The organism is Enterobacter sp. R-25 (assembly GCF_049913205.1).
In the GTDB taxonomy this organism is placed as follows: domain Bacteria; phylum Pseudomonadota; class Gammaproteobacteria; order Enterobacterales; family Enterobacteriaceae; genus Enterobacter; species Enterobacter ludwigii.
In genome coordinates, this window is sequence record NZ_CP183982.1 from 931627 (window position 1) to 949369 (window position 17743).

The window sequence follows — 17743 nt, forward strand, 5'->3', positions numbered from 1 at the left end:
CCGTTCCTGTATGTGATCCTCACAACCCACCCCAGACTCAGCGCGCGGCGCGCTCGATTACGTCTGGTCGTCTAGCTTTTTCTTAACAATCGCGGTATAACACACCTTCTTTGGATGTTTAGATGTCCATACGTATAGAAGGTAATATGCAAACACAACAAGAAAATGGGCAGCTTAAGCGCACCATGAAAACACGCCACCTGATTATGCTCTCGCTGGGTGGGGTCATTGGGACAGGGCTATTCTTCAATACTGGTTATATCATTTCAACGACCGGGGCCGCGGGAACGCTGCTGGCGTACCTGATTGGCGCGCTGGTGGTCTGGCTGGTGATGCAGTGTCTGGGCGAACTTTCCGTTGCGATGCCGGAAACCGGCGCGTTTCACGTCTATGCCGCCCGCTATCTTGGCCCGGCTACAGGCTATACCGTGGCGTGGCTTTACTGGCTTACCTGGACGGTGGCGCTCGGGTCGAGCTTTACCGCCGCCGGGTTCTGTATGCAGTACTGGTTCCCGCAGGTGCCCGTCTGGACGTGGTGCGTGGTGTTCTGCGTGGTGATCTTCGGCCTTAACGTCATCTCCACGCGCTTCTTTGCCGAAGGCGAGTTCTGGTTCTCGCTGGTGAAAGTCATCACCATTATTGCCTTTATTATTCTTGGCGGCGCTGCGGTGTTTGGCTTTATCCCGATGCAGGACGGTTCTCCCGCGCCGGGCTTAACCAACCTTACCGCCGAAGGCTGGTTCCCGCACGGCGGCCTGCCCATCCTGATGACCATGGTCGCGGTGAACTTCGCCTTCTCCGGGACAGAGCTTATCGGTATCGCGGCGGGTGAGACGGAAAATCCGCACAAGGTGATTCCGGTTGCCATTCGCACCACCATTGCCCGGCTGATCATCTTCTTTATTGGTACCGTGTTTGTGCTGGCCGCGCTGATCCCGATGCATCAGGCGGGCGTGGAAAAAAGTCCGTTTGTACTGGTGTTCGAAAAGGTCGGTATTCCGTACGCGGCTGATATTTTTAACTTCGTGATCCTGACGGCCATCCTGTCGGCGGCGAACTCGGGCCTGTACGCTTCTGGCCGCATGTTATGGTCGCTCTCGAATGAAAAAACGCTGCCGCGTTGCTTTGCGCGCGTTAATAAAAACGGCGTACCCATGACGGCGATTTCTGTTTCAATGCTTGGCGGCGTACTGGCGCTGTTCTCAAGCGTGGTGGCACCGGACACGGTGTTTGTCGCACTGTCCGCCATCTCAGGCTTTGCTGTGGTGGCGGTCTGGATCAGCATCTGCGCGTCGCATTTTGTCTTCCGTCGTCGCCATCTTCAGTCTGGTCAGCCGCTTTCCGCTCTGCAGTATCGCGCGCCGTGGTATCCGCTGGTGCCGGTGCTTGGCTTTATCCTCTGTGTGGTGGCCTGTGTTGGTCTGGCGTTTGACCCGAGTCAGCGTATTGCCCTTTATTGCGGGCTTCCGTTTGTTGCCCTGTGTTATGGTGCCTACTACCTGACCCGAAACATGACATCGCAGGAGCCTGAACATGTCGCAGAATAATCCGCTTACCGCCATCCTTGAAAAACAGCCATTTGTGGTGCTGGATGGCGCGATGGCGACGGAACTGGAAGCGCGCGGTTGTAATCTTGCAGACAGCCTGTGGTCTGCCAAAGTGCTGGTTGAAAACCCGGATCTTATCCGCGACGTTCATCTGGACTACTACCGGGCGGGGGCGCAGGTGGCGATCACCGCCAGCTATCAGGCCACGCCTGCGGGGTTTGCCGCACGAGGCCTGGATGAGGCGCAATCCCGCGCGCTGATTGGCAAAAGCGTGGAGCTGGCGCGTAAGGCGCGCGAAGCGTATCTCGCGGAAAACCCTCGTGCAGGCACGCTGCTGGTCGCGGGATCGGTTGGGCCGTATGGTGCATACCTGGCGGATGGTTCTGAGTATCGCGGTGACTACGTGCGAAGCGCAGAAGCGTTTACCGATTTCCATCGCCCGCGCGTGGAAGCGCTGCTGGATGCCGGGGCAGATCTGCTGGCCTGCGAAACGCTGCCATCCTTTGCTGAAATCAAGGCGCTGGCGGCGCTTCTTGCCGAGTATCCCCGGGCCCGGGGATGGTTCTCGTTTACCCTGCGTGACAGCGAGCACCTCAGCGACGGCACGCCGCTGCGCGATGTGATTTCTGCGCTGGAACGCTATCCGCAAATTGTGGCGCTGGGGATCAACTGTATCGCGCTGGAAAATACCTCCGCGGCACTGAAACATCTTCACAGCCTCACCGCACTGCCGCTGGTGGTCTACCCGAATTCGGGGGAGCATTATGACGCCGTGACCAAAACCTGGCATCACCATGGCGAAGCCTGCGAAACGCTGGCGGGCTATTTACCCCAGTGGCTGGCGGCCGGGGCGAAGTTGATTGGAGGATGTTGCCGGACCACGCCGAAAGACATTGCGGAGCTAAAGGCGCAGCGCTGATGCCGTGTGTCGTCTGATGCATTCACTTCATCCCTCTCCCGTCGGGAGAGGGAGCCAGAATAAACCCCACAAAATTCACTATCCTTTGCCACTTTTTTTCTAAAAACGAATCGGAATTAACGATTCTTTTTTATTCCTTTATCAAAATTCCTGCGCCGGAAATACTGCCCTCATAACAACAAGGGGAGCAGTCACAATGGCAATTTCATCGCGAATTACACTTCTCGGCGCGCTGGCGCTGTGGGCATTTCAGGCACAGGCGGTAGACGTTACCGTCGCGTATCAAACCTCTGCGGAACCGGCAAAAGTTGCGCAGGCGGATAACACTTTCGCCAAAGAAAGCGGCGCGAAGGTGGACTGGCGTAAATTCGACAGCGGGGCGGCCGTCGTGCGCGCATTAGCGTCCGGCGATGTGCAGATTGGCAATATCGGTTCCAGTCCGCTGGCGGTAGCTGCCAGCCAGCAGGTGCCTGTTGAGGTTTTCCTGCTGGCGTCACAGCTCGGGAACTCTGAAGCCCTGGTCGTGAAGAAAAACATCACCCGGCCGGAAGATCTGATTGGCAAGCGCATCGCCGTGCCGTTTATCTCCACTACCCATTACAGCCTGCTGGCGGCGCTCAAACACTGGGGCATCAAGCCGGGCCAGGTGCAGATCATCAACCTGCAGCCACCCGCAATTATTGCCGCCTGGCAGCGTGGGGATATCGACGGCGCTTACGTCTGGGCACCTGCCGTGAATGCGCTGGAAAAAGACGGCACCGTGCTGACCGATTCCGAACAGGTGGGGCAGTGGGGGGCGCCGACGCTTGACGTGTGGGTCGTGCGTAAAGACTTCGCGGAGAAACACCCTGACGTGGTGAAGGCGTTTGCTAAAAGCGCCATTGACGCCCAACAGCCTTATCTCAGCAACCCCGATGCGTGGCTGAAAGAGACGGGCAATCTGGAAAAACTGTCGCGCCTGAGCGGCGTTCCGGAAGCGGATGTGCCGGGGCTGGTGAAAGGCAATACCTATCTCACGCCTGCACAACAGGTCCAGCAGCTCAATGGGCCGGTCAATAAAGCGATTGTCGATACCGCTACGTTTCTGAAAGAGCAGGGCAAAGTGCCTGCGGTGGCGACAGATTACAGCCAGTACGTGACCGATCGCTTTGTGAAATAAGGGGGAAGCGATGCTGAATATTACAAATCTGTCTGCTGATTACGGCGGTAAACCCGTGCTGGAGGAGATCAACCTGACGCTGGACAGCGGTGAATTGCTGGTCGTGCTGGGTCCGTCCGGGTGCGGCAAAACCACGCTGCTGAATCTGATCGCCGGGTTTGTACCGTATCAGCATGGTTCCATCCAGCTGGAAGGGAAACGGGTCGAGGGTCCGGGTGCAGAGCGCGGCGTGGTCTTTCAGAGTGAAGGGCTGCTTCCGTGGCGCAACGTGCAGGAAAACGTCGCCTTCGGCCTGCAGCTTGCGGGGATTCACCGTGAACAACGGCTGGCGACCGCGCGTGAGATGCTAAAAAAGGTGGGGCTGGAGGGCGCTGAAAAACGTTTTATCTGGCAGCTTTCCGGTGGCCAGCGTCAGCGGGTCGGGATTGCCCGCGCGCTGGCGGCAAACCCACAGCTGTTGCTGCTGGATGAGCCGTTTGGTGCGCTGGACGCCTTCACCCGTGAGCAGATGCAAACGCTGCTTTTGCGCCTGTGGCACGAAACGGGCAAGCAGGTACTGCTGATCACCCACGATATCGAAGAGGCGGTGTTTATGGCGACCGAACTGGTGTTGCTTTCGCCGGGGCCGGGGCGTGTGCTGGAGCGGTTGCCGCTCAGCTTTGCCCGTCGCTATGTGGCCGGTGAACCGGTCCGCAGTATCAAATCCGATCCGCTGTTTATTGAACAGCGCGAATATGTTTTAAGCCGCGTATTTGAGCAACGGGAGGCATTCTCATGAGCATTGTCTTCAGTGAAAAAACGCGCCGTCCTCGTCTCGCGTTACGCTGGCCGTTCTCTCGCCAGATCACGCTGAGTGCGGGCACGTTGCTGGTATTGCTCGCGGTCTGGTGGGCAGTGGCAGCGCAACAGTGGGTTAGCCCGTTGTTCCTTCCGCCACCGGGACAGGTGCTGGCGAAACTCATCACCATCGCCGGGCCGCAGGGTTTTATGGATGCCACGCTCTGGCAGCATTTAGGTGCCAGTCTGGCGCGTATTCTGGTGGCGCTGCTGGCGGCGGTAGTGATTGGCATCCCGGTGGGTATCGCGATGGGGCTGAGCCCGACGGTGCGCGGCATTCTCGACCCGCTGATTGAGCTATACCGTCCGGTCCCACCGCTGGCCTATCTGCCGCTGATGGTGATCTGGTTTGGCATCGGGGAAACCTCGAAAATCTTGCTGATTTATCTGGCGATTTTTGCCCCGGTTGCTATGTCGGCATTGGCTGGGGTGAAGAGTGCACAGCAGGTGCGTATCCGCGCGGCGCAGTCGCTTGGTGCCAGCCGTCTTCAGGTGCTGCTGTTTGTGATTTTACCGGGCGCGCTGCCGGAGATTTTAACCGGGTTGCGCATTGGCCTCGGGGTGGGCTGGTCAACGCTGGTGGCGGCTGAGCTGATCGCCGCCACGCGCGGATTAGGGTTTATGGTGCAGTCGGCGGGAGAGTTTCTGGCGACTGACGTCGTGCTGGCAGGGATCGCGGTGATCGCCGTGATCGCCTTTGGATTAGAACTGGGGTTGCGCGCGCTACAGCGACGTCTGACGCCCTGGCATGGAGAAATACAATGAGTGAACGTCTGACCATCACCCCGCTGGGGCCATACATTGGTGCGCAGGTCTCCGGCCTGGACGTGACCCGTCCACTGAGCGATAACCAGTTCGAGCAGTTGTACCACGCGGTGCTGCGCCATCAGGTGGTGTTCCTGCGCGAACAGGCGATCACCCCGCAGCAGCAGCGCGCGCTGGCCCTGCGCTTCGGCGATCTGCATATTCACCCGGTCTATCCCCATGCGGAAGGCGTGGAGGAGATCATCGTGCTGGATACCCATAACGATAATCCGCCGGACAACGACAACTGGCACACCGACGTGACGTTTATCGAAACGCCACCTGCCGGGGCGATACTGGCGGCGAAGCTGTTGCCGGACACCGGTGGAGATACGCTGTGGGCCAGCGGTATCGCCGCCTTCGAGGCGCTGTCCGTGCCGTTCCGGACGCTGCTGAGCGGGTTGCGGGCCGAACATGACTTCAAAAAATCCTTCCAGGAGTACAAGTACCGGAAAAGCGAAGAGGAACATCTGCGCTGGCAGGATGCGGTCGCGAAACATCCGCCGCTGCTGCATCCGGTAGTGCGTACGCACCCGGTAACCGGTAAGCAGGCGTTATTTGTGAACGAAGGCTTTACGACGCGGATCGTAGACGTGACGGAAAAAGAGAGCGATGCGCTGTTAAGCTTCCTGTTTGCCCATATCACCAGGCCGGAATTTCAGGTGCGCTGGCGATGGCAGGAGAACGATCTGGCGATCTGGGACAATCGCGTGACGCAACACTATGCGAACGCAGATTATCTGCCGCAGCGTCGGATTATGCAGCGGGCGACGATTTTAGGGGATAAACCGTTTTACCGTGCGGGCTGATGCCTTCACCTGACCCTCTCCCGACGGGAGAGGGGAAAGCAGGGTTACAAATGCGCCTCAATATAGCGCTGATAGCGGTTCGCCTTCAGATAACACAAATCCACCAGCACCAGGCCATCAACGCAGTTGTTGAATGCCGGGTCGCTCCCGAAATCAATAAACTGTACGCCACCCGGTTCGCACAGCTCGGAATACTGCTTGTAGAGCGGCGGAATGCCGCAGCCCAGATTGCCGAGCAGGGATTTCAGCTTCGTCAGATCGTCGACATAATCCACGCCGCCAAACTGCGCCAGCACATCCGGAAGCGATGCCGGGTAGGGCTGGCGTGACGCCGCGAGCGGATGGCTTGCCGGGAACCAGAGGCGGTAAAACGCCACCAGCAGATCCCGCGCGGCAGGCGGTAAGCCGCCGGATATCGAGACCGGACCAAACAGATAGCGGTAGTGGGGATAACGCGCCAGATAGGCACCAATGCCTGACCACAGATAGTCCAGACCTCGGCGTCCCCAGTAGCGCGGCTGAATAAAGCTGCGCCCGAGCTCAATGCCGTGCTCCAGCACATCCTGCATTTTGTCGTCGTAGTGGAACAGGCTGTAGCTGTACAGTCCTTCCGGCCCCCGACGCTCCACTTGTCTGGCGGTGGGCATAAAGCGATACGCGCCGACAATCTCCAGGTCCTCATCGTCCCATAAGATCAGATGCAGATAATCATCATCGTAGCTGTCAGTGTCCCGGCGTTTACCGCTCCCTTCTTCCACCGCACGAAACGCAATCTCACGCAGGCGGCCCAGTTCGCGTAGCAGTGGCGCCTCTTCCTGGCCGTTACGCTGCCAGAGATAGATGGATTTTCCATCGCCGGTTTTGCCCAGACATTCGGCCTGCGCCAGCTCGCGTTTTAGCGTAGCCCGGTCTTCCGGACGGGCAATGGCGCACTGGGTTTTAAAGACGCCAGGCACTCCCTTGCCAAGACGTATCACGTGCTGACGGCACTTTTCGGCCATCTCACGCGACGAAAGGGTGGCGCTATACCAGTCACTCCAGGCAATCTGCTGACCGATTGTAATCGGCAGCTGGCTATGGCGACGGCGGAACATCTGCTGCATCAGCAGCAGCATGGATAACGTCGGCGATACCAGCGTGCTGGCATAAAAGAGGAGGCTATTGTGCGCCTGAATATGTACCGGCAGCAGTGGGGCGCGCAGTTTGGTGGCGAGTTTGATAAATCCCGAGTGCCATTTTTTATCGCGAATGCCTTTTCGCGTCGGCCGGGAAACTTCACCCGCCGGGAAGAAGATCAGCACGCCCGCGTTTTGCAGATGTTGTTCCATCTGTACCAGCGACGTTTTTGCCGTCCTGCCGCCCATATTATCGACCGGGATAAACAGCGAGCTTAGCGGCTCCAGGTGGGTCAGCATCCGGTTGGTCACGACTTTGACATCGCGTCGCACGCGCGAGACGGCGTACATCAGCGCCAGCCCGTCCAGAGTACCTGTCGGGTGGTTGGCAATGATAACCAGAGGGCCATGTTCGGGGATTTGTTCGAGATCGCGGGCGGAAACGGTGCAGAGAATATCAAGGTGCTCCAGAACTTGCTCCACCATATCCAGTCCTTTCAGGTGGCGGTGTGCTGCGGCAAATTGCTGGAATTCTTCTTCGTAAAACAGCCTTTTTAACAGACTTTTTTGCCAGGGTGCCGGCCTCGCCTGAGGCCAAAGGTCATCGAGAACGCTATCGAGACTAAACATGATCACTCCTCCTGCCGTCTTGCGATGACAGTAGAAGGGGGAGATGTCGGTTGTATTGCAGTTTGGTGAAGTTTCGTGAGGCAGGGAGAGCAGGCCGGGTCAGGCGAAACCGCCCCCCGGCACCGTTGCGCCTTAGCGCAGAATTTTCTTCTCAGCCAGATCCAGCGCAAAGTAGCTGAAGATCAGATCCGCACCCGCGCGTTTGATCGCACCCAGGCTTTCCAGGATCACTTTCTCTTCATCGATCGCACCCGCCATGGCGGCGAATTTGATCATCGCATACTCGCCGCTGACCTGGTACGCGCCCAGCGGCAGCGAGGTGCGTTCGCGAATATCACGCAGGATGTCGAGATAGGCTCCCGCCGGTTTCACCATCAGGGCGTCTGCGCCCTGGGCTTCATCGAGCAGGGATTCACGGATAGCTTCCCGACGGTTGAGCGGGTTCATCTGATACGTTTTACGATCGCCTTTCAGCGCCGTACCGGCTGCTTCACGGAACGGGCCGTAGAAAGAGGAGGCGAATTTGGTGGAGTAGGACATGATGGCCGTGTCGGTAAAACCGGCAGCATCCAGCGCCTGGCGGATAGCCTGCACCTGCCCGTCCATCGCAGCCGATGGCGCGATGAAATCAGCACCCGCAGCGGCAGCAACCACCGCCTGCTTACCTAAATTCAGCAGGGTAGCATCGTTATCCACACCGTGATCGCACAGCACGCCGCAGTGGCCGTGAGAGGTATATTCGCAGAAACAGGTGTCGGACATCACGACCATTTCCGGCACGGTCTCTTTGCAAATGCGCGACATACGGGCGACCAGACCGTCCTCTTTCCAGGCATCGCTGCCGGTGGCGTCAGTATGATGGGAGATGCCGAAGGTCATCACCGAGCGGATCCCTGCATTGGCGATACGTTCGATTTCACGCGCCAGATGTTTTTCAGGAATGCGCATCACGCCAGGCATGGCTTCGATGGCCTTGTAGTCGTCAATCTCTTCTTCAACAAAAATCGGCAACACCAGATCGTTTAAGGTCAGTGTTGTCTCTTCAAACATAGCGCGTAGTGCGGGTGACTTGCGCAGGCGACGGGGACGAGCAATTAAATCGGTCATGGTATGCCTGAGGTTTGTGGAACAAAGAGGGTTAGTGTACCTCAAAGTGAAAGAAGGTGTTTTACCAAAGTGGGCATTTTGTCGAGGGGAAAATCCCGATGCCAACGCGTTATGCGATCAATAATATACACCCTTCCACTGGCGTTAATTGTTTTCGAAATATTGGTTTTATTTCTATGATGAAGTAAATATATCATTGAAAATGATCTATTTATTTTTATTATATTTGTTATCTTTATAAGGGGGTGTTTTAACTTACTGTTTTATAATGATTATTGATGGCGTTGTATCGCTGCTGCATTATTTTCATGTTGTTTGTCTGAATGCGGACTTAATGGAATGATTCATTGAACCTTTTCAGATTGAAAATGCATAATTCCCTCCGCAATTAAGTATTGCAAAATCGTTAGATGGACAAACTTGCTTACGTCCCTGAGGAGGGATGACCCAATGCAAACATGGAAAAAGAAACTGGTTGTATCACAACTTGCATTAGCCTGCACCCTGGCTATCGCTTCTCAGGCCAATGCGAAGGATATTTCTGGTACGACATATAATACCTTCGGATATGATAATACGGCAGCTGCACCCTGGTATTATGGTTACGCTGACTGGGATTACTCTGATGCGACGCACGATGGTGATATTTATCCGGTGATTAATAAATCCACCGTGAATGGTGTTATATCAACCTATTATTTGGATGATGGTATCAATGGGCGGGCGAATGCGCTGAGCATTTCCAACAGCACCATTAATGGCATGATCACTTCAGAATGCATGACCGCGTCATGTGCTGATGGCGTGGATACGGACGGCACAACCCATTCTCAATACGACCGTTTTAGCCTGACCGTCGATAACTCCACGATCAATGATACTTACGAGCATTATGCGTATGACGTTGTGAACGGGGAAAATACGGAAACGCACTATCTGGACACCTATGCGCTGGGCAATGCAATTACCCTGGATGTGGAATCGGATATTGTTATTCAGAATAACTCTCACATCGCCGGCATTACCCTGACTCAGGGGTATCAGGAACAGGATAATACCCCGTATGACGGTGTGGAAGGTGTGGCGAACAGCAGCAATGTCTTTACCGACACGCTGCTGGTGAAAGACTCGGTGCTGACCTCTGGCGCATACAGTGACCTTGGCACCAGCGGGTTCTATGGTCAAACCGCGAAGCCGAGTGATTACGGTGAAACCAATGCCACTGCGGCTGACGACGCGGCGCTGATTGTTGCTGCCAGCGCGTCTGACAACGCGATGCAGACCACCGCCATATTCGATCACTCCACGATCACCGGCGATATCCTGTTCTCCAGTACCTTCGATAACAACTTCTACCCGAACGGCGATCCGGCAACCGATACGACGGCTGACGGTATATACAACCCAACCACCAACGGCTGGGATGACACCGATAAGCTGGACGTCATGCTGACCAATGGCAGCAAATGGGTCGGCGCAGCGCAGTCCAGCGTTGAGGCCATCGGCACCGCGCAGATGTATGGCCTGGGCTACAGTGACGTTGACTGGCGCACCCTCTCTCCAGATAGCATCTGGCCGGATTCCACGTTCGACAATAATGGACATGTCGCGGGTGAAGCGGTCTATCAGAGCGGTCTGTTCAACGTCACGCTGGATAACGGCTCTGAGTGGGATACCCGTAAGCTCTCTAACATCGACACGCTGACGGTGAATAATCATTCGCAGGTCAATGTTGAAAACTCGGGCCTGCTGGCTGATTCCATCACCCTGTCCAATGCTTCATCTCTGAACATCGGTGACAATGGTGCCGTGGCAACCGACAGCCTCTATCTGGACAGCGACAGCCGTGCGGCCCTGACAGAGGAAACCGCGGAGCTGTATGCCAATACTATTACCGTGGACAACGGTGCGGAGCTGTCTCTCGGCCTCGGCCAGGTGGATACGCACAATATGGTGTTAACGGATGGCGGCGTGCTGAACGTGGCCAGCCGTGATTACGTGTTGAACAGCGATCTGAACAACGCCCGCTATATCACCAACGATATGAGCAAAGCCGATTACGACTACGGCGTTGTGGCACTCAACGCTGACGGCCATCTGGCCGTGAATGGTGACGTGGCAGGGAATTACGCCGTGCGTATCGACAACGCCACCGGCGCCGGCTCTGTTGCTGACTATAAAGGCCAAGAGATTATCCGTGTTTATGACAACAACACGGAGACCCGCGCCAGCTTCACTGCGGCAAATAAAGCCGATTTAGGGGCATATACTTATCAGGCGCAGCAGAAAGGCGACACTGTTGTTCTGCAACAGCAAGCGCTGACCGATTATGCCAACATGGCGCTGAGCATCCCGTCTGCCAACACCAACATCTGGAATCTGCAGCAGGATGCAGTTAGCGCGCGTCTGACCAACAGCCGTCATGGCCTGGCGGATAACGGCGGCGCATGGGTAAGCTACGTTGGCGGCAACTTCGACGGCGATAATGGCGTTATCAGCTACGATCAGGACGTGAGCGGTATCATGGTTGGTCTGGATACCCTGATTGACGGTAATAATGCGAAGTGGATCGTCGGTGGTGCGGCAGGTTTCGCCAAAGGCGATATCAGCGATCGCACCGGTCAGGTGGATCAGGACAGCCAGACGGCAATGATGTACGCGTCCGCGAAGTTTGCGAACGATCTGTTCATCGACAGTTCCCTGAGCTACACCCGATTCAACAACGATCTCTCCGCGACCATGAGCAATGGTCAGTATGTTGACGGTAACACCACCACCGACGCCGTTGGTTTTGGCTTGAAACTGGGCTATGACTGGAAACCAAACCTCTCTGGTTATGTGACGCCATACGCGGCCGTGTCGGGTCTGTTCCAGTCCGGTGATGACTATCGCCTCAGCAACGACATGCGCATGGATAGTCAATCCTATGACAGCCTGCGTTACGAAGCGGGTGTGGATGCCGGTTACACCTTTAACTACGGCGGTGACCAGGCGCTTACGCCTTACTTCAAACTCGCTTATGTCTATGACGACGCTGGTAACGATGCCGATGTTAACGGTGACAGCATTGATAATGGCGTGAAAGGCTCCGCAGTGCGGGTTGGTCTGGGTACCCAGTTTAGCTTTACGAAGAACTTCAGTGCTTACACTGATGCCACTTATCTGGGCGGCGGTGACGTTGACCAGAACTGGGGCGCAAATCTGGGTGTGAAATATACCTGGTAATGAATAAAAGCGGGGGATAAGCCCCCGCTTTTTTATAGATGACAATAAAAAATAATAGTGAACCGACAAATACGGATGTCTTGAGGTCTGCATGAACGTTAATGCGAAACCACTTTCTGAATTAAGCCGGCTCGAAGCATGTTTGATAGCAGCCAGTACCCCGTTTAAATCTGCTCCACAGCAATTAATTACCTCGGGCAAGGGGAGTGAGCCTTGTACCTACGTATTCCAGACCGGCGTTATTGAAGTTTATCGTCATTCAGACGATCTGCTGGTTGGCATTGCGTCAGCCCCTTTTATTTTTGGCCTGTCTGCCGTAGTGATTAATCACAGTCAGGAATACCGAGTCACTGCCAAAACGGCCTGTACCGGTTTTTATTTGCCCGCGGCGACCACCCGTCAACTCATTCAACAGCATTCGCTCTGGAAAGACGCGTTTTGCTGGTTATCCTGGATAAATTACATTCTGGGCAAACGCGACAGACAGCTGGTGGGAAATAACTCCTATCACCAGATCCGCGCAATGCTGCTGAATATGGCCGAGTGGGATGAAACACTGCGTTCAAAAATTGGTGTGATGAATCATATACAGCAAAGCACGCGTATTTCACGCTCTGTCGTTGCCGAAGTGCTCGCCGCTTTGCGACAAGGCAACTACATCAATATGAGCCGGGGCAAACTGGTCAGTATCAACCGTTTGCCCACGGAATATTAAGGCTGGATGGAGGCGGTGAGCACCTGGGCTTTATTGGCGCTCAGCTCAGCCACCAGGTTATTGATGCCATCGCTCATATTGACGAAACGCGTATTTGGAGAGCGGGTGACGACCACAAACGCGCCCACGTTGGACTGCGGGATCATCGCCATATAGGTGATGAATCCACCGCCGCCACCGGTTTTCTGAATAATGCCCGGTCGGCCATTTTTGGGTGCCATATAGACCCAGCCCATGCCCAGCGCGTCGGCTTTACCCGGTACGTCCATGCCGATCACGCGGTGCAACTGGCTACGCTGGTAAATCAGGGTCTGCATACGATCGGCCTGGTGACTGCGCGCATAGAAATCTGATGAGAGGAACTGCTGCATCCAGCGCATCATGTCGCCTGGCGTTGAATAGACCCCGCCACTGCCGATGGCTGCCAGGGTGTTATTACACGGGCTTGCGCCTTTCTCTGCCACCATCAGGCGTCGGCACTGATCCGGAGAAGGGGTAAAGGTGGTGTCCTTCATGCCGAGCGGGCGCGTTATCTGCTCTTCAAAGAGCTGCGGGTAAGGTTTGCCTGCTGCCGTTGAGAGCGCATCTGCCAGCAGGTCAAACGCCAGGTTTGAGTAAGATGCCTGTGAACCCGGGGCCGATTTCAGCGTGGCGGTGCTCAGGTAGTTCCAGCGCTGTTCGCGCGTTGGCCAGACAAAAACGTCACGGTGCGCCGCGCCGCCGGGTTGTTCGCGTGGCAGCGCGCTGGTATGGGTGGCAAGGTTTACCAGCGTGATGGGCGTGCCCTGATAGGTTGGAACGCGTGCGCCTGGCGGCGCATATTTGCTGAGCGGATCGTCGAGCTTGACCACGCCCTGATCGAGTAATTTCACCAGCATTTCGCTGGTCATCAGCTTGGTTAAGGACGCAATGCGGATCACGGAATCCAGCTGCGGGTGAACGTTATTTCCCGGTCGCGTTTCGCCAAAGCTGCGAAATACGCGCTGGTTGCCGTCGATGACCACCATCGCCATCCCGGTCGCGCCACTGCCGTAATAGATAAGGTTCGCGTAGCGATCGGCAATATCTGAAGCCAAAACGGGGGCCGTCAGCGGCTGAGCTGCCTGGGCGGTGGAGAAGCTCACCGCACACAGCGCGGCAAAAGAGAGCAGACAACGTTTCAACGAAAAGCATCCATGAATTGAATGAGAAAAGTAATGGGTATTTATACTACTAAAGCGCACGGTGCAATGCCCCGAATTGCATAACGATAGCGAGAAAAACGTAACCATGGGTAAATAAGCATAATTTCCTGGCGACCAGTCTCCCATTTTGTGACATCGGCCGTATGATAGAGGCCAGTGTCACTCAATCTTGCGGAGAACGATATGTCAGTGAAGCGTGTGGTTATGGTTGTCGATATGCAGCAAGGGGTGTTTGCAACGCCGCGTTACCAGCGCGAAAAATGTGTTTCGCTTATCAATCAGCTCACGCAGGCCGCCGAACGGGTGATTTTTATTCAGCATACCGGTGAAGGCGGTCTGGAAGAGGGGAGCGAAGGGTTTGCGCTGCTGCCTGAACTCCATCAGCCCGCTGACGCGCTTTACGTCACCAAGACTGCCTGCGATGCATTTTATAACACCGCACTTGAAGCGGTGTTGCGCGAGCAAGGTATTCGCGAGTTTGTCATCTGCGGCTGTGCCACCGATTACTGTGTCGACGCGACCATCAAGAACGGGGTCAGCCGTGGCTATCACATTACCGTGGCGGAAGATGCCCATACCACGGCTAATCGTCCGGCAGCCGACGCGCCGATTCTGATTAACCATTACAACGACGTCTGGCGTGACTTTATTGCGCCGGCCAATCCTCTCGCGGTGAAACGCACCGAAACAATTCTCGAAAACTGGAAAGCGAACTAATAATTAACCCTCGGGTCTGACCTTTTTGCCTGCGCCGTCTGGCTCAGGCGAGATTTTCGTGTGGTGATGTGTTGAGCACAGCAACAGCCATAACAACAAGAAGGAAGCATTATGTTTAAGTCTTTTTTCCCAAAGCCGGGGCCTTTTTTCCTGTCGGCATTTATTTGGGCACTGATCGCTGTCATTTTCTGGCAGGCTGGCGGCGGGGCGTGGCTGGCCCGCATAACGGGTGCAACGGGTGACGTCCCGATCAGCGCCGCTCGCTTCTGGTCGCTTAGCTATTTGCTGTTTTACGCCTACTACATGGTATGCGTTGGCTTTTTTGCCCTGTTCTGGTTTGTCTATGCGCCGCACCGCTGGCAATACTGGTCGATTCTGGGAACCTCGCTGATTATCTTTGTGACCTGGTTCCTGGTGGAAGTGGGGGTGGCAGTAAACGCCTGGTATGCCCCGTTCTACGACCTTATCCAGACTGCGCTGAGTTCGCCGCATAAGGTAACCATTAACCAGTTTTACCATGAGGTGGGCATTTTCCTCGGTATCGCGTTGATTGCGGTGGTGATCGGGGTGATGAACAACTTCTTCGTCAGCCACTACGTTTTCCGCTGGCGTACCGCGATGAACGAACATTATATGGCGCACTGGCAACACCTGCGTCATATCGAAGGTGCAGCACAGCGTGTGCAGGAAGACACCATGCGTTTTGCCTCCACCCTTGAAGACATGGGCGTCAGCTTTATCAACGCCATTATGACGCTGATTGCCTTCCTGCCGGTGCTGGTGACGCTCTCGGCTCACGTGCCGGATCTGCCTCTTGTCGGTCATCTGCCGTATGGGCTGGTGATTGCGGCGATTGTCTGGTCTCTGATGGGGACGGGGCTGCTGGCGGTGGTCGGGATTAAGCTGCCGGGGCTGGAGTTTAAAAATCAACGCGTGGAAGCGGCTTATCGTAAAGAGCTGGTCTATGGTGAAGATGATGCTAACCGCGCCTCGCCACCAACCGTACGTGAGCTATTTGGTGCCGTGCGTCGCAACTATTTCCGTCTCTACTTCCACTATATGTATTTCAATATTGCGCGCATTTTGTATCTGCAGGTCGATAACGTTTTCGGTTTGTTCCTGCTGTTCCCGTCCATCGTTGCGGGTACGATTACGCTCGGCCTGATGACCCAGATAACTAACGTTTTTGGTCAGGTGCGTGGCTCATTCCAGTACCTGATCAGCTCCTGGACCACCCTGGTGGAACTGATGTCCATCTATAAACGTTTACGCAGCTTTGAGCGTGAGCTGGACGGCCAGGAACTGCAGGAAGTCACCAATACATTTAGCTAATACAGGGAGTTGCTATGACCTTTGCCGTACCGCGTGCGTTACCGTTGTCCTTACTGGCCGCTCTGGTGCTGGTAGGGTGTGCCGAAAAAGGGGCCGCTCCGCTTAAAGAAGGGGAGAAGCCTGTTGATGTGGCAAGCGTTGTGCGGCAAAAAATGCCCGCCAGCGTGAAAGATCGCAATGCATGGGCGGATGCGCTGGCAAAAACCTTTGAAAGCCAGAAGATTGCCCCTACCGAGGAGAACATCTGCTCGGTACTGGCGGTGGCGCAGCAGGAATCAATGTACCAGTCAGACCCGGTCGTGCCGGGTCTGAACAAAATAGCCTGGAAAGAGATCGACCGCCGTGCGGAATCGATGCATATCCCGGTATTTCTCGTGCATACCGCGTTTAAAATCACCTCGCCAAATGGAAAAAGCTACAGCGAACGGCTGGACACGGTAAAAACCGAGAAACAGCTCAGCGCCATCTTTGATGATTTCATCAGCATGGTGCCGATGGGGCAGACACTGTTTGGCTCACTTAACCCGGTACACACCGGCGGGCCGATGCAGGTCAGCATTGCCTTTGCGGAAAAGCATACCGACGGCTACCCGTGGAAAATCGACGGTACGGTGCGTCAGGAGGTCTTCTCCCTGCGTGGCGGCCTGTGGTTCGGCACTTATCATCTGCTGAACTATCCGGCGAATTACAGTGAGCCGCTGTACCGCTTTGCGGACTTTAACGCGGGCTGGTATGCCAGTCGTAACGCGGCGTTTCAGAATGCGGTCAGCCGCGCGAGCGGCGTGAAGCTGGCACTGGATGGCGATCTTATTGCCTACGGCAGCAGCGAGGCTGGCACCACGGAGCGGGCGGTGCGGAAATTATCGAACAGGCTTGGCATGAGTGACAGCGACATTCGCCATCAGCTTGAGAAAGGCGATAGTCTGGCGTTTGAGAAAACCGATCTCTACAAGAAAGTCTTTACGCTTGCAGAACAGAAAAGTGGGAAAACATTACCGAGGGCAATCCTGCCGGGTATTCAGCTGGAAAGCCCGAAGATCACGCGTAACCTGACAACCGCCTGGTTCGCAAAACGCGTGGATGACCGCCGGGCTCGCTGTATGGGGCTTTAAAAGCGACGGCGAAAACGCAGCACTAATGCCACAACGCCTAAAATCATACACCCTGCGAGGAAAGGAATCAGGCCAAACAGGGTGCTTACGCCAAAGCCAATTTCCACTCGCGGGCGTCCGTTATCCTGCACCTGCATCAGGTGTTCATAGACTCCTGGTGCATGAACCAGCATATTGAGTAGCTGCGAACCCGCCCAGAAACAGAACAAGACAAACAGGGCATAAGCGATATTACCCGCCGTGGAGGTTTTTGGTTGTTTACCGCCAAAAATCGGTTTCGACAATGTAAAGTCAGCCATCACGACCTCCCGATAAATCACTCTGTTTTATATGCGTCTTACAGGGTGAGTTTGACAGGTCATAGCATTTGTCAATATCAGAATCGTGTTAATTTACCCTAAGGAATTCTCCTGGATTGTCGAATTCTGCAGCGCATCACAATTTCTTAACTTAATTGAAACAACAGCGTGTTTCAGAATTTCCGCATCAGCCACAGACCTCGTCATAAATCTGTGAGAGGATATCTTTTTT

General features: G+C 55.4%; 15 protein-coding genes. 11 read left to right on the plus strand and 4 right to left on the minus strand.

Annotated features, from left to right (window positions below; all coding sequences use genetic code 11):
* The first annotated feature begins 146 nt into the window (after nucleotides 1-146).
* The 6 genes from mmuP (at nucleotide 147) to tauD (ending at nucleotide 6075) form a co-directional block, all read left to right on the plus strand.
* On the plus strand, nucleotides 147-1547 hold the full coding sequence (mmuP, locus tag ACN9MQ_RS04405; RefSeq protein WP_025205021.1) for an S-methylmethionine permease: 1401 nt from the start codon (nucleotides 147-149) through the stop codon (nucleotides 1545-1547).
* The gene (mmuM, locus tag ACN9MQ_RS04410; protein WP_073395593.1) at nucleotides 1534-2466 is read left to right on the plus strand and encodes a homocysteine S-methyltransferase; all 933 of its coding nucleotides are present in this window, start codon (nucleotides 1534-1536) and stop codon (nucleotides 2464-2466) included. The genes mmuP and mmuM overlap by 14 nt, the downstream gene beginning before the upstream one ends.
* A 196-nt stretch (nucleotides 2467-2662) precedes the next feature.
* Entirely contained in the window at nucleotides 2663-3625 is a 963-nt protein-coding gene (tauA, locus tag ACN9MQ_RS04415) for a taurine ABC transporter substrate-binding protein (protein WP_025205018.1), read from the plus strand.
* Between the two features lie 10 nt (nucleotides 3626-3635).
* Nucleotides 3636-4403 carry a taurine ABC transporter ATP-binding subunit gene (gene tauB, locus ACN9MQ_RS04420; RefSeq protein ID WP_014168801.1) on the plus strand — a complete coding sequence of 256 codons (768 nt, stop codon included), beginning with the start codon at nucleotides 3636-3638 and terminating at the stop codon, nucleotides 4401-4403.
* Nucleotides 4400-5227, plus strand: coding sequence for a taurine ABC transporter permease TauC (gene tauC / locus ACN9MQ_RS04425; RefSeq protein WP_014168802.1), 828 nt, complete (start codon nucleotides 4400-4402; stop codon nucleotides 5225-5227). Before tauB ends, tauC begins: the two co-directional genes overlap by 4 nt.
* Nucleotides 5224-6075, plus strand: coding sequence for a taurine dioxygenase (gene tauD / locus ACN9MQ_RS04430; protein ID WP_014168804.1), 852 nt, complete (start codon nucleotides 5224-5226; stop codon nucleotides 6073-6075). The genes tauC and tauD overlap by 4 nt, the downstream gene beginning before the upstream one ends.
* Nucleotides 6076-6119: 44 nt before the next feature.
* Here tauD and ACN9MQ_RS04435 read toward each other — a convergent pair whose 3' ends face one another.
* Both ACN9MQ_RS04435 and hemB read right to left on the minus strand, forming a co-directional pair.
* A complete protein-coding gene (locus ACN9MQ_RS04435; RefSeq protein WP_020885252.1) occupies nucleotides 6120-7820 on the minus strand; it encodes a lysophospholipid acyltransferase family protein in 1701 nt (566 codons plus the stop codon).
* A 132-nt stretch (nucleotides 7821-7952) separates the two neighbouring features.
* Nucleotides 7953-8927, minus strand: coding sequence for a porphobilinogen synthase (gene hemB / locus ACN9MQ_RS04440; protein WP_020885251.1), 975 nt, complete (start codon nucleotides 8925-8927; stop codon nucleotides 7953-7955).
* Nucleotides 8928-9377: 450 nt separating this feature from the next.
* Here hemB and ACN9MQ_RS04445 point away from each other — a divergent pair, with 450 nt between their 5' ends.
* The gene (locus ACN9MQ_RS04445) at nucleotides 9378-12152 is read left to right on the plus strand and encodes an autotransporter outer membrane beta-barrel domain-containing protein (protein ID WP_426021420.1); all 2775 of its coding nucleotides are present in this window, start codon (nucleotides 9378-9380) and stop codon (nucleotides 12150-12152) included.
* A gap of 91 nt (nucleotides 12153-12243) precedes the next feature.
* Nucleotides 12244-12867 (plus strand): helix-turn-helix domain-containing protein, encoded by a 624-nt coding sequence (locus tag ACN9MQ_RS04450; protein ID WP_014168808.1) that lies wholly within the window; start codon nucleotides 12244-12246, stop codon nucleotides 12865-12867.
* Here the strand turns inward: ACN9MQ_RS04450 and ampH are convergent.
* On the minus strand, nucleotides 12864-14030 hold the full coding sequence (gene ampH, locus ACN9MQ_RS04455; protein ID WP_020885249.1) for a D-alanyl-D-alanine-carboxypeptidase/endopeptidase AmpH: 1167 nt from the start codon (nucleotides 14028-14030) through the stop codon (nucleotides 12864-12866). The two genes, ACN9MQ_RS04450 and ampH, sit on opposite strands and share 4 nt — an antisense overlap.
* A 204-nt stretch (nucleotides 14031-14234) precedes the next feature.
* Here ampH and ACN9MQ_RS04460 point away from each other — a divergent pair, with 204 nt between their 5' ends.
* The 3 genes from ACN9MQ_RS04460 (at nucleotide 14235) to ACN9MQ_RS04470 (ending at nucleotide 17212) form a co-directional block, all read left to right on the plus strand.
* Nucleotides 14235-14768: an isochorismatase family protein gene (locus ACN9MQ_RS04460; protein ID WP_025205011.1), complete on the plus strand. Its 534-nt coding sequence runs from the start codon at nucleotides 14235-14237 to the stop codon at nucleotides 14766-14768.
* 111 nt (nucleotides 14769-14879) lie between these two features.
* The gene (gene sbmA / locus ACN9MQ_RS04465; RefSeq protein ID WP_422712196.1) at nucleotides 14880-16100 is read left to right on the plus strand and encodes a peptide antibiotic transporter SbmA; all 1221 of its coding nucleotides are present in this window, start codon (nucleotides 14880-14882) and stop codon (nucleotides 16098-16100) included.
* Nucleotides 16101-16114: 14 nt separating this feature from the next.
* Nucleotides 16115-17212: a DUF1615 domain-containing protein gene (locus ACN9MQ_RS04470; RefSeq protein WP_025205001.1), complete on the plus strand. Its 1098-nt coding sequence runs from the start codon at nucleotides 16115-16117 to the stop codon at nucleotides 17210-17212.
* On the opposite strand, the gene ACN9MQ_RS04475 is transcribed toward ACN9MQ_RS04470, so the two are convergent.
* Nucleotides 17209-17511, minus strand: coding sequence for a DUF2755 family protein (locus tag ACN9MQ_RS04475; RefSeq protein ID WP_020885246.1), 303 nt, complete (start codon nucleotides 17509-17511; stop codon nucleotides 17209-17211). The two genes, ACN9MQ_RS04470 and ACN9MQ_RS04475, sit on opposite strands and share 4 nt — an antisense overlap.
* Nucleotides 17512-17743: the final 232 nt, after the last annotated feature.

What these genes read in the sequence shown, in the direction of transcription:
- mmuP (WP_025205021.1), top strand. Translation starts at nt 147, where the DNA reads ATGCAAACACAACAAGAAAATGGGCAGCTTAAGCGCACCATGAAAACA.
- mmuM (WP_073395593.1), top strand. Translation starts at nt 1,534, where the DNA reads ATGTCGCAGAATAATCCGCTTACCGCCATCCTTGAAAAACAGCCATTT.
- tauA (WP_025205018.1), top strand. Translation starts at nt 2,663, where the DNA reads ATGGCAATTTCATCGCGAATTACACTTCTCGGCGCGCTGGCGCTGTGG.
- tauB (WP_014168801.1), top strand. Translation starts at nt 3,636, where the DNA reads ATGCTGAATATTACAAATCTGTCTGCTGATTACGGCGGTAAACCCGTG.
- tauC (WP_014168802.1), top strand. Translation starts at nt 4,400, where the DNA reads ATGAGCATTGTCTTCAGTGAAAAAACGCGCCGTCCTCGTCTCGCGTTA.
- tauD (WP_014168804.1), top strand. Translation starts at nt 5,224, where the DNA reads ATGAGTGAACGTCTGACCATCACCCCGCTGGGGCCATACATTGGTGCG.
- ACN9MQ_RS04435 (WP_020885252.1), bottom strand. Translation starts at nt 7,820, where the DNA reads ATGTTTAGTCTCGATAGCGTTCTCGATGACCTTTGGCCTCAGGCGAGG.
- hemB (WP_020885251.1), bottom strand. Translation starts at nt 8,927, where the DNA reads ATGACCGATTTAATTGCTCGTCCCCGTCGCCTGCGCAAGTCACCCGCA.
- ACN9MQ_RS04445 (WP_426021420.1), top strand. Translation starts at nt 9,378, where the DNA reads ATGCAAACATGGAAAAAGAAACTGGTTGTATCACAACTTGCATTAGCC.
- ACN9MQ_RS04450 (WP_014168808.1), top strand. Translation starts at nt 12,244, where the DNA reads ATGAACGTTAATGCGAAACCACTTTCTGAATTAAGCCGGCTCGAAGCA.
- ACN9MQ_RS04460 (WP_025205011.1), top strand. Translation starts at nt 14,235, where the DNA reads ATGTCAGTGAAGCGTGTGGTTATGGTTGTCGATATGCAGCAAGGGGTG.
- sbmA (WP_422712196.1), top strand. Translation starts at nt 14,880, where the DNA reads ATGTTTAAGTCTTTTTTCCCAAAGCCGGGGCCTTTTTTCCTGTCGGCA.
- ACN9MQ_RS04470 (WP_025205001.1), top strand. Translation starts at nt 16,115, where the DNA reads ATGACCTTTGCCGTACCGCGTGCGTTACCGTTGTCCTTACTGGCCGCT.
- ACN9MQ_RS04475 (WP_020885246.1), bottom strand. Translation starts at nt 17,511, where the DNA reads ATGGCTGACTTTACATTGTCGAAACCGATTTTTGGCGGTAAACAACCA.